At 37.5% G+C, this 12922-nt stretch carries 11 protein-coding genes and 2 tRNA genes; 5 read left to right on the top strand and 8 right to left on the bottom strand.

All coding sequences use genetic code 11. From position 1 onward, the window contains the following. Positions 1-8 precede the first annotated feature (8 nt). The 3 genes from ptsI to rsgA all read right to left on the bottom strand — a co-directional run bounded on the left by ptsI (position 9) and on the right by rsgA (position 3276). Entirely contained in the window at positions 9-1736 is a 1728-nt protein-coding gene (ptsI, locus tag DV415_RS02015) for a phosphoenolpyruvate-protein phosphotransferase PtsI (RefSeq protein ID WP_118790728.1), read from the bottom strand. Between the two features lie 78 nt (positions 1737-1814). Then, entirely contained in the window at positions 1815-2072 is a 258-nt protein-coding gene (gene ptsH / locus DV415_RS02020; protein WP_005628404.1) for a phosphocarrier protein Hpr, read from the bottom strand. 163 nt (positions 2073-2235) lie between these two features. Next, the gene (gene rsgA, locus DV415_RS02025; RefSeq protein ID WP_118790726.1) at positions 2236-3276 is read right to left on the bottom strand and encodes a small ribosomal subunit biogenesis GTPase RsgA; all 1041 of its coding nucleotides are present in this window, start codon (positions 3274-3276) and stop codon (positions 2236-2238) included. Between the two features lie 70 nt (positions 3277-3346). Here rsgA and orn point away from each other — a divergent pair, with 70 nt between their 5' ends. The 3 genes from orn to DV415_RS02040 all read left to right on the top strand — a co-directional run bounded on the left by orn (position 3347) and on the right by DV415_RS02040 (position 4164). After that, positions 3347-3895 carry an oligoribonuclease gene (gene orn / locus DV415_RS02030; protein WP_009500975.1) on the top strand — a complete coding sequence of 183 codons (549 nt, stop codon included), beginning with the start codon at positions 3347-3349 and terminating at the stop codon, positions 3893-3895. 93 nt (positions 3896-3988) lie between these two features. Beyond that, a tRNA-Gly gene (locus DV415_RS02035) sits at positions 3989-4064 on the top strand. Between the two features lie 24 nt (positions 4065-4088). Then, positions 4089-4164: transfer RNA gene (locus DV415_RS02040), tRNA-Gly, on the top strand. 130 nt (positions 4165-4294) lie between these two features. Here the strand turns inward: DV415_RS02040 and wecA are convergent. The 5 genes from wecA to map form a co-directional block, all read right to left on the bottom strand. Further along, positions 4295-5362: a UDP-N-acetylglucosamine--undecaprenyl-phosphate N-acetylglucosaminephosphotransferase gene (wecA, locus tag DV415_RS02045; RefSeq protein ID WP_065249701.1), complete on the bottom strand. Its 1068-nt coding sequence runs from the start codon at positions 5360-5362 to the stop codon at positions 4295-4297. A gap of 151 nt (positions 5363-5513) precedes the next feature. Continuing rightward, positions 5514-8297: a YadA-like family protein gene (locus tag DV415_RS02050; RefSeq protein ID WP_192879072.1), complete on the bottom strand. Its 2784-nt coding sequence runs from the start codon at positions 8295-8297 to the stop codon at positions 5514-5516. Continuing rightward, entirely contained in the window at positions 8218-8409 is a 192-nt protein-coding gene (locus DV415_RS10470; protein WP_118794391.1) for an ESPR domain-containing protein, read from the bottom strand. Before DV415_RS10470 ends, DV415_RS02050 begins: the two co-directional genes overlap by 80 nt. Positions 8410-8594: 185 nt before the next feature. After that, positions 8595-11186, bottom strand: a complete 2592-nt coding sequence (glnD, locus tag DV415_RS02060; protein ID WP_118790722.1) for a bifunctional uridylyltransferase/uridylyl-removing protein GlnD — start codon at positions 11184-11186, stop codon at positions 8595-8597. Between the two features lie 92 nt (positions 11187-11278). Beyond that, positions 11279-12085: a type I methionyl aminopeptidase gene (gene map, locus DV415_RS02065; RefSeq protein ID WP_118781622.1), complete on the bottom strand. Its 807-nt coding sequence runs from the start codon at positions 12083-12085 to the stop codon at positions 11279-11281. A gap of 136 nt (positions 12086-12221) precedes the next feature. On the opposite strand from map, the gene erpA reads away from it, so the two are divergent. Together erpA and DV415_RS02075 are read left to right on the top strand one after the other, a co-directional pair. Beyond that, a complete protein-coding gene (erpA, locus tag DV415_RS02070; RefSeq protein WP_005628395.1) occupies positions 12222-12566 on the top strand; it encodes an iron-sulfur cluster insertion protein ErpA in 345 nt (114 codons plus the stop codon). A 1-nt stretch (position 12567) separates the two neighbouring features. Then, positions 12568-12921, top strand: coding sequence for a YacL family protein (locus tag DV415_RS02075; RefSeq protein ID WP_032826506.1), 354 nt, complete (start codon positions 12568-12570; stop codon positions 12919-12921). Position 12922 lies beyond the last annotated feature (1 nt).

Below are 12922 nucleotides of genomic sequence, written 5' to 3' on the forward strand. Positions count from 1 at the left end.
AATTTTGTTTAATTTAATGCATTTTCCGCCAAAAATTCTTCGATTAACTGCTCAATTTCCGAAGCGGTCGGTTTTTGTAATGCGGCATTAGCAAGGGCTTTTGCATCTTGGAAATTCACATTACGGATTAATTTTTTAATTCGAGGTACGGAAATAGCACTCATACTAAATTCATCTAATCCCATACCAAGCAACAATAAGGTTGCACGTTCATCACCGGCTAATTCACCGCACATTCCCGTCCATTTGCCCTCTGCATGAGAAGCATCAATTACTTGTTTTATTAAACCAAGCACAGATGGCTGCATTGGATTGTAAAGATGCGAAATTAACTCATTGCCTCGATCCACCGCCAAAGTATATTGGGTTAAATCGTTAGTACCGATACTGAAGAAATCTACTTCTTTTGCTAAGAATTTTGCATTTACGGCAGCGGATGGCGTTTCAACCATGACACCCACTTGGATATGCTCATCAAAAGCTTTGCCTTCTGCACGCAATTCCGCTTTTAATGTTTCAATAACCGATTTTAATTCTCGAATTTCCTCTACAGAAATAATCATCGGGAACATCACCGCCAATTTACCAAACGCTGAAGCACGCAACACCGCGCGTAATTGTGCATTTAAAATTTCACGACGATCTAACGCAATGCGAATCGCACGCCATCCCAAGAATGGATTCATTTCTTTTGGTAAATCTAAATATGGAAGCTCTTTATCGCCACCAATATCCATAGTACGAAGCACGGTTAAACGCCCGTTCATTGCTTCTACCACTTCTTTATAGGCAATGAATTGTTCTTCTTCTGTCGGAAGCTGTTCACGATCCATAAATAAGAATTCAGTTCGGTACAAACCAATACCTTCAGCACCATTGCGATCTGCCCCTTCACAATCACGGATTGTCCCGATATTCGCGACGACATCAACCTTGTGTCCATCCAATGTGATTGCGGGAAGATCTTTTAATTTAGCTAACTCTGCTCTTTCCTTAGAAATTTTAGCTTCAAGTGTTTTTAATTCATCAATCTGAGATTGTGTTGGATTGATATAAACTTGATTATTTATCGCATCTAAAATTAAGTAATCACCAGTATTGACTAATTCGGTCACATTATTTGTGCCTACAATCGCTGGTAATTCTAAAGAACGTGCCATAATAGAAGTATGAGAGGTTCTACCACCAATATCAGTGACAACCCCTAATACTTTTTCAAGATTAAGTTGGGCAGTTTCTGATGGAGTCAAATCATAAGCAACAAGAATTGATTCTTCTTGAATATCGCCAAGATCTACTATGTACATACCCAAAATATTTTTAATTAAACGGTTACCAATATCACGAATATCGCCAGCACGCTCTTTCAAATATTCATCATCGATCTCCGACAACATTGTGACTTGTTGATCAATAATTTTGCTCGCTGCAACTGCGGCATTGACTTTATTTGAACGAAGATAATCAAGAATTTCTTCTTCTAATTCTTCATCCTCAAGAATCATCAAGTGACCTTCAAAGATTGCAGCTTTTTCTTCGCCTAAAGAAATTAATGCACGCTCTCTGATTGAATTAAGTTGTTCCACCGCCACGCTACGTCCTTCGTAAAACCGAGCGACTTCTGCGTCAATTTGATCATCAGTAATTTTTTGTGTATCAAGAACAATCTTTTCTTCTTTAAGAACAAGTGCCTTACCAAAGGCAATACCAGGTGATGCGAGAATACCAGAAATCATAGATACCTTCCGAAATAATTAAAAAGGAATAGATAAACAATAGCCATAAAATTTCACAATTTTATGGCTAAGTAAGAATTATTCTAAAGTTGGAATCAAAGCGACTAAATGCTCAACTGCCTGCTGCTCATCTTCGCCTTCAGCAGAAATGGTGATCACCGTACCCTGTGTTAAACCTAGTGTTTGTAGCTTAAACAAACTTTTTGCACTTGCGCTCTTACCAGCAGATGTTACTGTGATATCAGAAGAAAATGCTTTGGCTTCTTTCACAAATTGTGCTGCTGGACGAGTATGTAAACCGTTTGGCGCGGTGATTTCAACATCTTTTGAGTACATAATGCTACCTCTCTACTAAATAATAGTTAAAAAAATACAAAGATAAAATCCGCCTTAGTATCCTTGTTCAAAAGCGAATAATCAAGAATAAACACTAAAAAAATTGAATTAGATCATAAAAAAACGCAGGATTTGTTTATTTATCATCCAGCTTGCGCAATCGTTAAACTACTGAAAAATGACGTTGTGATTTTGTTTCACTTAAACTTTCAATTAATCGATGATAATTATCATAACGAACAGGCGAAATTTTCCCTTGCTCGACGGCTTCACGCAACGCACATCCGGGGTCGCTCAAATGTTTACAATCACGGAATTTACAGATGCCTAATACATATTGAAATTCTCGATACCCTTTTGTGATTTGCTCCGCATCTAAATGCCAAAGCCCAAATTCTCTAATTCCCGGTGAATCAATTAAATTACCGCCTTGTGGCAAATGATAAAGACGCGATGATGTAGTCGTATGCTGACCTAAGCCTGATGTTTCACTCACATCCCCTACTTGAGCATTTACGCTAGGCAAAATATGATTAATTAAACTCGATTTACCGACACCTGATTGCCCAACAAAAATCGCTGTACCTTGTGCCAAAAGTGCGGTTAATCTTTCCATATTTTCACCGCTCTTTGCTGAAATCATTAAAATTTCATAGCCAATATCTTGGTAAATTTTAAGTTGCTCTTCAATTTCTTGACGCTGTTCTTGCGTCAATAAATCCACTTTATTCAAAACAATTAATGGCTTAATTTCGGCTATTTCACACACAACAAGATAACGATCGATAATGTTTAAGGAAAGCGTTGGCAACACCGCTGATACAATAATAATACGATCAATATTCGCCGCAATGGGTTTCAAACCATCATAATAATCTGGACGGGAAATTTCATTTTCTCGGGGATGGATCGCCTCAATCACGCCGCTCACACCTTGTAATTGTTCATTGCCTTTACGCCAAACAACTTTATCTCCTACCACCAAACTCGACAAGGTACGACGCAAATTACAACGATAAATTTCGCCTTGTTCATTTTCGACATCAGCATGAATCGAATAACGCGTGACCACAACCCCTTCTTGTGATTCGCCAAGCATTTCATCTGACCATTCAATCTCTTTTTTCTTATAGCGATGCAATGTTTTCGCATTATTTGATTGAATTCTTCTGGTTTGGTTCTGAGTTAATTTACGTTTAGCCATAAAAGTGCGGTCGTTTTTTCCCTTGTTTTTGGTAAAATGAAAAAAATTTTTGCATAGGATACCTGATATTATGCCATTCGATAAACAAAATCTTATTTGGATTGATTTAGAAATGACCGGTTTAGATCCGGAAAAAGAACGTATTATTGAAATTGCCACTATCGTAACAGATAAAAATTTAAATATTTTGGCAGAGGGCCCTGTATTAGCGGTTCATCAGTCTGATGAATTACTCAATAAAATGAATGATTGGTGCCAAAAAACACATAGTGAAAACGGCTTAATTGAACGCGTAAAAGCCAGCAAACTTACCGAACGTGCAGCAGAATTACAAACCTTAGACTTTTTAAAAAAGTGGGTGCCAAAAGGTGCATCGCCAATTTGCGGTAACAGCATTGCCCAAGATAAACGCTTTTTAGTGAAATATATGCCTGATTTAGCTGATTATTTTCATTATCGTCATTTAGACGTAAGCACATTAAAAGAACTTGCTGCACGTTGGAAACCTGAAATTTTAGAAGGCTTTAAAAAAGAGAATACGCATTTGGCGCTAGATGACATTCGAGAATCGATTAAAGAGCTGGCTTATTATCGCGAACATTTCATGAAATTAGATTGACGAAAACTTCAACAAAAAATTTCTTTTTATGAAATTGCCCTTGCAAGCCCTAAAAATATTTGTATAATGCGGGCTCATTCACTGATGTGAACTGCGGGAATAGCTCAGTTGGTAGAGCACAACCTTGCCAAGGTTGGGGTCGCGAGTTCGAGCCTCGTTTCCCGCTCCAATTTCACATTATAAAAGCATTATTGCGGGAATAGCTCAGTTGGTAGAGCACGACCTTGCCAAGGTCGGGGTCGCGAGTTCGAGCCTCGTTTCCCGCTCCAAATTTCAATCCCTAGCCAAAAGGCTAGGGATTTTTTCTATCTATAAGAATAGATCGTCAAAATGTTAAAAAGTGCGGTGAGTTTTCTCAAAAATAAAGGCTTGTGATTTAATAACACAAGCCTTTATTTTTTATGCTTTCTTCAATCGTTTTGCGCGACGTTTCATTCTTCTTACCCAACGAGTTATTCGCCATGCACGCGTAATTGAATAGACATAAAGGAAAAATAAAATGAAAAAGCCGACAAACATCGCCCACTCATTCACATAATAAACTTCCCCTAAAATACCGATAGTTGCACAAACTGCAGAAACAAACGTAATCAATAAAAAGGCTTGTCTTGATGTTAAACCCGCTCTCACCATTAAATGATGAACGTGTAAACGATCTGGGCGGAATGGGCTTTTGCCTTTACGTACACGGCGATAAATAATCGCAACCATATCAATCAAAGGAATCGCAATAATCCAAAGTGCGGTTACTGGATTCATCGGATGCCCTTTTCCTTGCGTACTCAATAACAAAATCCAAATAATGGTAAAGCCAATTAATGTACTTCCCGCATCCCCCATAAACACCTTATATTTTGGGCCAAATGGAATCCCTAGATTTAGCATCAAATAAGGTAAAATCGACACGATTAAAGCAAAACTCCAATGCGCCATATCCATTTGCCCATCTCGATACATCAAGAAACCAATCGCGGCAAAAGAAACGCAAGAAAGCCCACCGAGCAATCCATCAATACCATCAATCATATTAAAGGCATTAATAATCGCAATAGTGGCAAAGACGGTAATAATCAAACCAATTGAACCAAGCGTTAACTGGAAAGGCCCTAAAATTTGACCTAAATGATCAAGATAAACATTCCCGAGATCGATCATTAAAATCGCCAGTATTGCTTGAATCCCTGCTCTTAAGAAAGGACTGATATCAAAGCGATCATCTAAAATCCCTATCGCCAATAAAACAAAAATACTGAACAAATAGAGATAAGGTAATCGAAGTTGATCCCATTCCATCAGGTAATAGCAAAGATTTCCAACAAAAAGCGATACACCACCGATTAGCGGAATTGCGCCTTGATGACGTTTACGATAGTTTGGCTTATCAACTAATCCAATCCAATTGGCAACTGGTCGCATCACAATCAATGTTAAAAATGCGCCAATAAAAGTAACAAAAATACTCAGCATAGTGTGACCCTAAAATTTTTTTGTAAAGGATAACATAAGGCAAATTTACCTAGAAATATATTTTTCAAGAACCACTATTTTTCACTTCAACGCCCGTATTTTTATAAAAAATGCGGTCCAAATTGACCGCACTTTTACTCTTATCCTTATTTTACCAGTGGTATCCTACACTACCGCCCGCATTAACATCGCTTTGGCTATTGACACTCGCACCCAATTTAATCTCAATTTTGTTATTGGTTAAACGTCTGCCGTAACCGACCGCTAACGCGTGTTCTCCTTTATAAGTGCCAACTGCCACAGAAACCGCAGACTCTCCAGCAAAATTTCCCCCTTGCAAGAAAGCAATCGCTGTTGCCCCCGCAATCCCTGCCCGCAAGTCTTTATTCATTTTTTGCATATTGCGATCGAGTTGTTGAATAGATTGCTGATCTTTGCGGATTTGTGCTTTCAAGCTATCGTGTTCAGTACGAAGCTGTTGTAACTCTACTTTACTCGCTCCGCCACCTAACATCTCAGCAAATTCAGTTTCTGATTTACCTTGATTAGCTGGTAATTTTTTCCAACTTTCATAAGCAGATTTACCGTCAGCACCTTTTTCGCCTTGGTCACCTTTAGCACCTTTAATTGAGGTTAAGAATTCCTCTTCGGTTTTACCTTGATTACCATCTTTCGCTTTCCAAGCATCATAAGCAGATTTACCGTCAGCACCTTTTTCACCTTGGTCACCTTTAGCACCTTTAATTGAGGTTAAGAATTCCTCTTCGGTTTTACCTTGATTACCATCTTTCGCTTTCCATAGATCGTAAGCAGATTTACCGTCAACACCATTTGTACCATTTGTACCTTTAAGTGAAGTTAAGAATTCCTCTTCGGTTTTACCTTGATTACCATCTTTCGCTTTCCAAGCATCATAAGCAGATTTACCGTCAGCACCTTTTTCACCTTGGTCACCTTTAGCACCTTTAATTGAGGTTAAGAATTCCTCTTCGGTTTTACCTTGATTACCATCTTTCGCTTTCCATAGATCGTAAGCAGATTTACCGTCAACACCATTTGTACCTTTAAGTGAAATTAAGAATTCCTCTTCGGTTTTACCTTGATTGCCATCTTTCGCTTTCCAGGCATCATAAGCAGATTTACCGTCAGCGCCTTTATCACCTTTTTCGCCTTTCAATTCAGGCATTTGCTTAATGGTTTCTTTATTCAATGAAACAACGGTTTTTCCGTCTTTATCTTCTGTTTTCAAGCCACCTTCAAAAGTATAAAGTTTTGTAAAAAACATTTTAAAGTTATCTTCTGTGAAAATTGTTTTACCTCCCGCTTTTAAAACACCATCATCAGCGGTAAGTGAAACTGTTTTATCGCCCTCTCCCAATGTAACGCCAGTAAAACTTGGAGATTTCAACATTCCAATACGCAATACTCCAGCGTCGTTAAATGTCACTAAATTATCAGAAGTGTACTTAGCTTTATTAGCATCGTTATAAACTAAATCACTTTTGCCTTGAATCTGAAAAATACTGCCAATTTCTTTTGTAATTAGTTTATCTTTGGTACTATCTGCTTGATCTTTATCATAATCATTCAACGCAAATGTTAAACCTGCGTTTTTTAATGATTTCAATTGAGCAACATTTACTGCATCGGTGTCTTCCGTACCTGCGGCAACGCTAATAATCTGACGTGTTTCACCATATTGTGTATCACCAATAGAAACAGCACCTAATGTGCCTTTCCAAGTAGAGCGAATTTTATTTTTTTCCACTTGTTTCTTATTTAGTTCTTTCTTTTTTTCCGCTATTTCTTGTCTATTCTGTGTAATTTTATTTTCAACAACGCCTAACTCAGTTGTATTATTTTCATTTTTTAGTTGTTTCTTTTTATCTTCTAATTGTGAAAGTTCAGCTTGAAGTTCATTAATTTTCTCTTCCAAAGGAGAAATTTCTCCATTAACTCTATCTATTTCAGTTTTTATATCTCCAACGAAACTCCCATTTTTAGTATTTATTTCTGAAAAATCATAACCAATCGTATCTATAGAACGATTACTTACAGAATCAAATCCTAAAGCAACCGAGGTTTCAATGTTAGAAGAGGAGCTTGTCCCGATTGACACACTGTTTACTGCATTTTCTTTAGAAGAGGCTCCTGTACCGATTGACACACTGTTTACGGCATTTGCTTTAGCTGCAAAACCGATGGCTAATGCTCCCTCTTGTTTAGCTTTCGCCGCAGGTCCTAATGCTGTAGCCTTTGAAGCTGTAGTTTCGCTTTGAACACCCAAAGCAACTGAATAATCAAATGCAGTCGTTTTATCAAAACTATTAGCCATTGGGCCAATAGAAGTATTATTAATTCCCTTAATATTTTTACCTGAATTTATCCCCAAGGCGACATTATTATTACCACTTACCGCAAGACTAGAATTAAAACCAATACCGATATTATGATCTCCTTTTATGCCTTTTCCCGCAGTATTACCATAAGCTAAATTATTATGTCCTGAAGCATTAGAGCCAGCAGAATAACCTATATAAACATTGATAGAGTTCTTACTATTCTCACCAGCACCATAACCTAAAAAAATGTTTCCAATCTGCCTATCTCCAGATGAACCTTTTCCAGCATTTTTACCGATTGAAATACTATTATCTATATTTGCTAATGCGCCATCGCCAATAGCAATTGAACCAGATTTTTCCGCACCATCATTATTAACATTACTTCCTTCCGATGTATTATCTGATTTCACACTAACATATTTAATTTTTTGTGTTTTAAGTGTATTAATTTCTTGTTTTAAAGCATCAATATCTTGTTTTAACTGATCAATTTCAGAACCATCCGCAAAACTATTTGTTGAAAATAAGAGAAGAGAAGAAAATGTTAAGGCAGGCAGGCAGGCAGGCAGGCAGGCAGGCAGATGGTGCATCAGAAACTTGTTGCTTGCAACGTCTTGATTTAGATTTTCCTTTTGCTAATTCAGATACAACTTGGAACATTTGAGTTCCAGCGTTCCACACGACTTTATAAATATTATTCATATAAACTCCGATATTTAAGATTTAAGTACAACAGTTATGAGCAAACAATACAAAACTCGTTGTACACCTACAAACAGAAAAGTATCTTATTTGTATCACACAAAAAAATCAATCAAATCGAAAAAAACAAGAAAAAGTGCAATTGGATGTTTTTTGTTCTTTATTTTATTAGAGCGTATAAATATTCACCTAATTCGCTGAATAATAACACTGTTCAATCTTTCCCTTTCCTCTCTCGCAAGAGCTTGCCCCAATTGGTTCGTCAAAATAAAAAAATCCTCGGCTTTTTCGCCTACAGTAGTAATTTTCGCATTCAATAAATTGAGATTTAACTCAGTAAAAATCTGGCTCACTTGGGCTAATAAACCTGGTTTATCCAACGCAACCAGTTCCATTTCAGTATGCTCTTTTTTATTTTCGTGTAAAAAACGCACGTCAGTTTGCACAGTAAAATGTTGAAGCTGACGATTCGGCGTAATAGAAAGTGCGGGTAATTTTTCACTTTGAAGGGCTACTGTTAGAGCTTGCTCTAGTTCTCGGCGACGATCAAATTCAACCAATTCACCGTTAAGTTCTGTGATGATAAAGCTATCAAAAACATAACCATCTTGTGTCGTAATAATCTGCGCATCGTGGATACTGAATTTTTTTGCGCCAATGGTACTCACCACTTTATTAAATAAGTGCGGTTGATCTTGGCAATAAATAAACACTTCCGTACCGCCAAGTGAAAAGCGATTACTAATTTTCACTAATAATGCCTCAGCGAAATCCACTAGCAAACTAGTATGCCACGCGATTTGTTTTGGCGTATTACGCACAAAATAATCTTCAGGACAACGAGCCCATAATTGCTCAATCGAGATTGGTGCAATATCGGAATAATCCTGAGTTAAAATTTGTTGTGCAAGTTTTCGGTTTTCTTCCGATTTTTCTGAATAATCAAGCAATTCTTTCATGCCTTGTGCAAATTGCTGTTCGGTAAATTCATATAAAGAGGCAAAAAGCGAACGTTTCCAGCTATTCCATAAATTACCATTAGTTGCACAAATATCCGCCACCGTTAAACAAGTGAGATAATCTAATCGAACTTGATTTTGCACGGCTTCCGCAAAATTCATGACGACTTCAGGATCATGAATATCACGGCGTTGCGCCGTAATTGACATCAGCAAATGGGATTTTACGAGCCAAGCAAGGGTATCAATTTCTCGACGATCTAAACCATGTAATTGCGCAAAATTTGCCACATCTTTTGCGCCAAGCTCTGCGTGATCACCGCCCCGCCCTTTTGCAATGTCGTGGAATAACGCCGCAATATAAAGCAAAGTGCGGTCAGAAAGTTGACTAAAAATTCGATGAGCAATGGGATGTTCTTGCGCACTTTCCTGTGACAAAAAACTTTCCAATTTCAACATCACGCGCAATGTATGCTCATCCACCGTATAAATATGGAATAAATCAAATTGCATTAATCCCTCAATGGCTTGCCATTGGGGAAGATACGCAGTTAATACGCCATATTGGTGCATCGGCATAAACGCACGCTTAATTGCATTAGGTTGATTAAACAAACGTAGAAATTTTTCTCGAGCTTCAGGAATTTCGCATAATTTTTGTGATAATTGCTCCAAGGAAATTTGTAATTGACGCAAGGTATCAGAATGAATATTGGCCTGTTCATACTGCGTTAAATAAAAGAATAGATCTAACATTCGCTCTGGTTTTTCTTGAAAAACAAAGCTATTACGCAAACATAAGCATTGGTTAATCAGTTGGAAATCATCGTCTAACTGATGAATCACGCTATCCTGATTTGATGAAAGCACATTTTCTCTATAATGCTGAATCAGCAAATTACTAATCAGCGAAATTCGGTGCAATGCTTGAAAAAAACATTTCATCATTTTTTCCACAGCTTGATTGCCTTCACCTCGGAAACCCAACAATTCACTGACTTTAATTTGACGATCAAACAACAGACGATTATCGTAACGTTTCAAAATCAAATGCAAAGCGAACCGCACTTTAAATAAAAATGCACGACTTTCTTGTAGTTGCTGATATTCTTGAGGATAAATAAAACCACTTTGTAAAATGGCCTCAAGGGTCAAAGCCCCAGAATGGCGCAACGCCACCCAATACAACAAATGCAAATCACGCAAACCTCCAGGACTATACTTAATATCTGGCTCAAGGTTATAAGCCGTATTGTGATAACGCTGATAACGTTCCATTTGCTCTTGCACTTTGGCGTTAAAAAAATCCTCTTTCGACCAAAAATCATCACGTTTTAGCAATTCATTTAGCGCATCAAAGTGCGGTCGATTTCCAGCAAGAAATCTTGCTTCTAATAAATTGGTGGCAATCGTAATATCTTGTTTTCCTTCCGATTCGCATTGTGCTAAGGTTCGAACACTATTTCCCACCTCAAAACCACAATCCCATAAAAATTGGATAAATTGAGTAATTTTTTCTTCAATTTCTGGGCTAGGTATTTGCTCGACTAAAATCAAAAAATCTAAATCTGACAAAGGAAACATCTCACGCCGTCCATAACCGCCCACCGCAATTAAAGAAATGCCTTGCTGTTCACTTAATCCTATTTCCTGCCAAAGTTGAATCAATAAGGCATCATAAAAATCACAGCGATTTTCAATAAGCTCAAAAATGGAATAACAAGAAAAATTCTCGAGCTCAAATTGCTTGAGATTTTCTCGTTCAATTTTGACCGCACTTGGCGTTAAAGGAGAAGATAGTGTCGGAGAAAATAGCATATGAATTGCCTTTTGTTAAATCGAAGTCACTTTATTATAAAGAAAAATAAAAAGGGCGTATATCTACGCCCTTATCTTATAATTTTATGCGATTACACATTCACCATAATCCGTGAGATTCGACCTTCTGCAATTTCTTCATCGCGGATAGTCATTACTTCACAACCAGTTTCTGTCACAACAAGTTGATGTTCATATTGTGCTGAATGACTACGATCTTTGGTTTTTACTGTCCAACCATCTCCCATAAGACGCACTTCTTTTTTGCCCGCGTTAATCATTGGCTCAATCGTAAACACCATGCCTGGTTTTAAAATCACGCCACCATCATCGGCATAATAATGCAATACTTGAGGTTCGCAGTGAAATTCTGTACCGACACCATGTCCGCAATATTCGCGCACAACGCTGAAAGTTTGACTTTCAGTATATTTTTGCACAGCTTTACCTATTTCATTTAAACGAATACCTGGTTTTACCGTGCGCAATCCCACGTATAGGGCTTCTTGTGCCGCTTCCACTAATTTTTTACTACGAATATTCGTTTCACCGCCCACGATATACATTTTTGAGTTATCGCCAAAATAACCGTCTTTAATCACCGTGACATCAATGTTCACAATATCGCCATTTTTTAGCACTTTATCGTCACTTGGAATACCGTGACAGACAACTTCGTTAATGGAAATACAAGTAGCCTTTGGGAAACCATGATAATTCAAACAAGCGGGAATAACTTTTTGTTCATTCACCATATATTCATGGCAAATTCGATCAAGTTCACCTGTAGTTACACCTGCTTTTACGTAAGGTTCAATCATCACCAGCACATCTGAAGCCAATTTGCAGGCCTCACGTAGTTTTACAATTTCTTTTTCTGTTCTAATTGGAATAGCCATTTTATTTCACCCTTTTTGAAAAAATTTTTGCCAGATTATAGCATGATTTCTAGGAAAAAACTGGATTACACTTGAATGGAGTAAATGGTTATTAGATAATAACGAAATTCAAATTTTCGGGAAGCGGGAAATAATTATGACAGATAACATTGCAGTACCATTGATATTTACTGATGCAGCAGCGAATAAAGTAAAAAGTTTAATCAGCGAAGAAGAAAATACTAATTTGAAATTACGCGTGTATATCACGGGTGGTGGCTGTAGCGGTTTCCAATATGGTTTTACTTTTGATGAAAAAGTGAATGAAGGCGATTTAACGATTGAAAAATCAGGGGTTCAACTTGTAATTGACCCAATGAGTTTACAGTATTTAATCGGTGGTACCGTCGATTACACTGAAGGTTTAGAAGGCTCACGCTTTACTGTAAATAATCCAAATGCTACCAGCACTTGTGGCTGTGGTTCATCCTTTAGTATCTAAGATGGATTTTCAATTTACACATTATCAAGGCAATGTATCCGTAAAATGTTCGATGGAACACATTGCCCTTGCTAACTGGTTCAATACAGAAGTGCGGTCAAATCCAAAGGCGATTTTGACCGCACTTTCTACTGCGCAATCACTCTCTGAAAATCAAGAAGAGATCTTAATCGGCGCAGAATATACATTGTTTTTAGATGCTGATGAAGTAATGGTACGAGCGAATAATCTCGCCATTGAAACAGATGAAATTTTGGAAGACGATTTTCATTATTATGATGAAGAAAGCATTGCTTTTTGTGGCACGCAAGATTTTATCCATTTCCTCGAAGCTTATGTTGATTTTATCTCTTAAC

The sequence above is a fragment of the Haemophilus haemolyticus genome (genome assembly GCF_003490595.1).
Lineage (GTDB): Bacteria > Pseudomonadota > Gammaproteobacteria > Enterobacterales > Pasteurellaceae > Haemophilus > Haemophilus haemolyticus_L.

Coding starts and splice junctions, on each gene's coding strand:
- ptsI (WP_118790728.1), bottom strand. CDS start 1,736: ATGATTTCTGGTATTCTCGCATCACCTGGTATTGCCTTTGGTAAGGCA.
- ptsH (WP_005628404.1), bottom strand. CDS start 2,072: ATGTACTCAAAAGATGTTGAAATCACCGCGCCAAACGGTTTACATACT.
- rsgA (WP_118790726.1), bottom strand. CDS start 3,276: ATGGCTAAACGTAAATTAACTCAGAACCAAACCAGAAGAATTCAATCA.
- orn (WP_009500975.1), top strand. CDS start 3,347: ATGCCATTCGATAAACAAAATCTTATTTGGATTGATTTAGAAATGACC.
- wecA (WP_065249701.1), bottom strand. CDS start 5,362: ATGCTGAGTATTTTTGTTACTTTTATTGGCGCATTTTTAACATTGATT.
- DV415_RS02050 (WP_192879072.1), bottom strand. CDS start 8,297: ATGCACCATCTGCCTGCCTGCCTGCCTGCCTGCCTGCCTGCCTTAACA.
- DV415_RS10470 (WP_118794391.1), bottom strand. CDS start 8,409: ATGAATAATATTTATAAAGTCGTGTGGAACGCTGGAACTCAAATGTTC.
- glnD (WP_118790722.1), bottom strand. CDS start 11,186: ATGCTATTTTCTCCGACACTATCTTCTCCTTTAACGCCAAGTGCGGTC.
- map (WP_118781622.1), bottom strand. CDS start 12,085: ATGGCTATTCCAATTAGAACAGAAAAAGAAATTGTAAAACTACGTGAG.
- erpA (WP_005628395.1), top strand. CDS start 12,222: ATGACAGATAACATTGCAGTACCATTGATATTTACTGATGCAGCAGCG.
- DV415_RS02075 (WP_032826506.1), top strand. CDS start 12,568: ATGGATTTTCAATTTACACATTATCAAGGCAATGTATCCGTAAAATGT.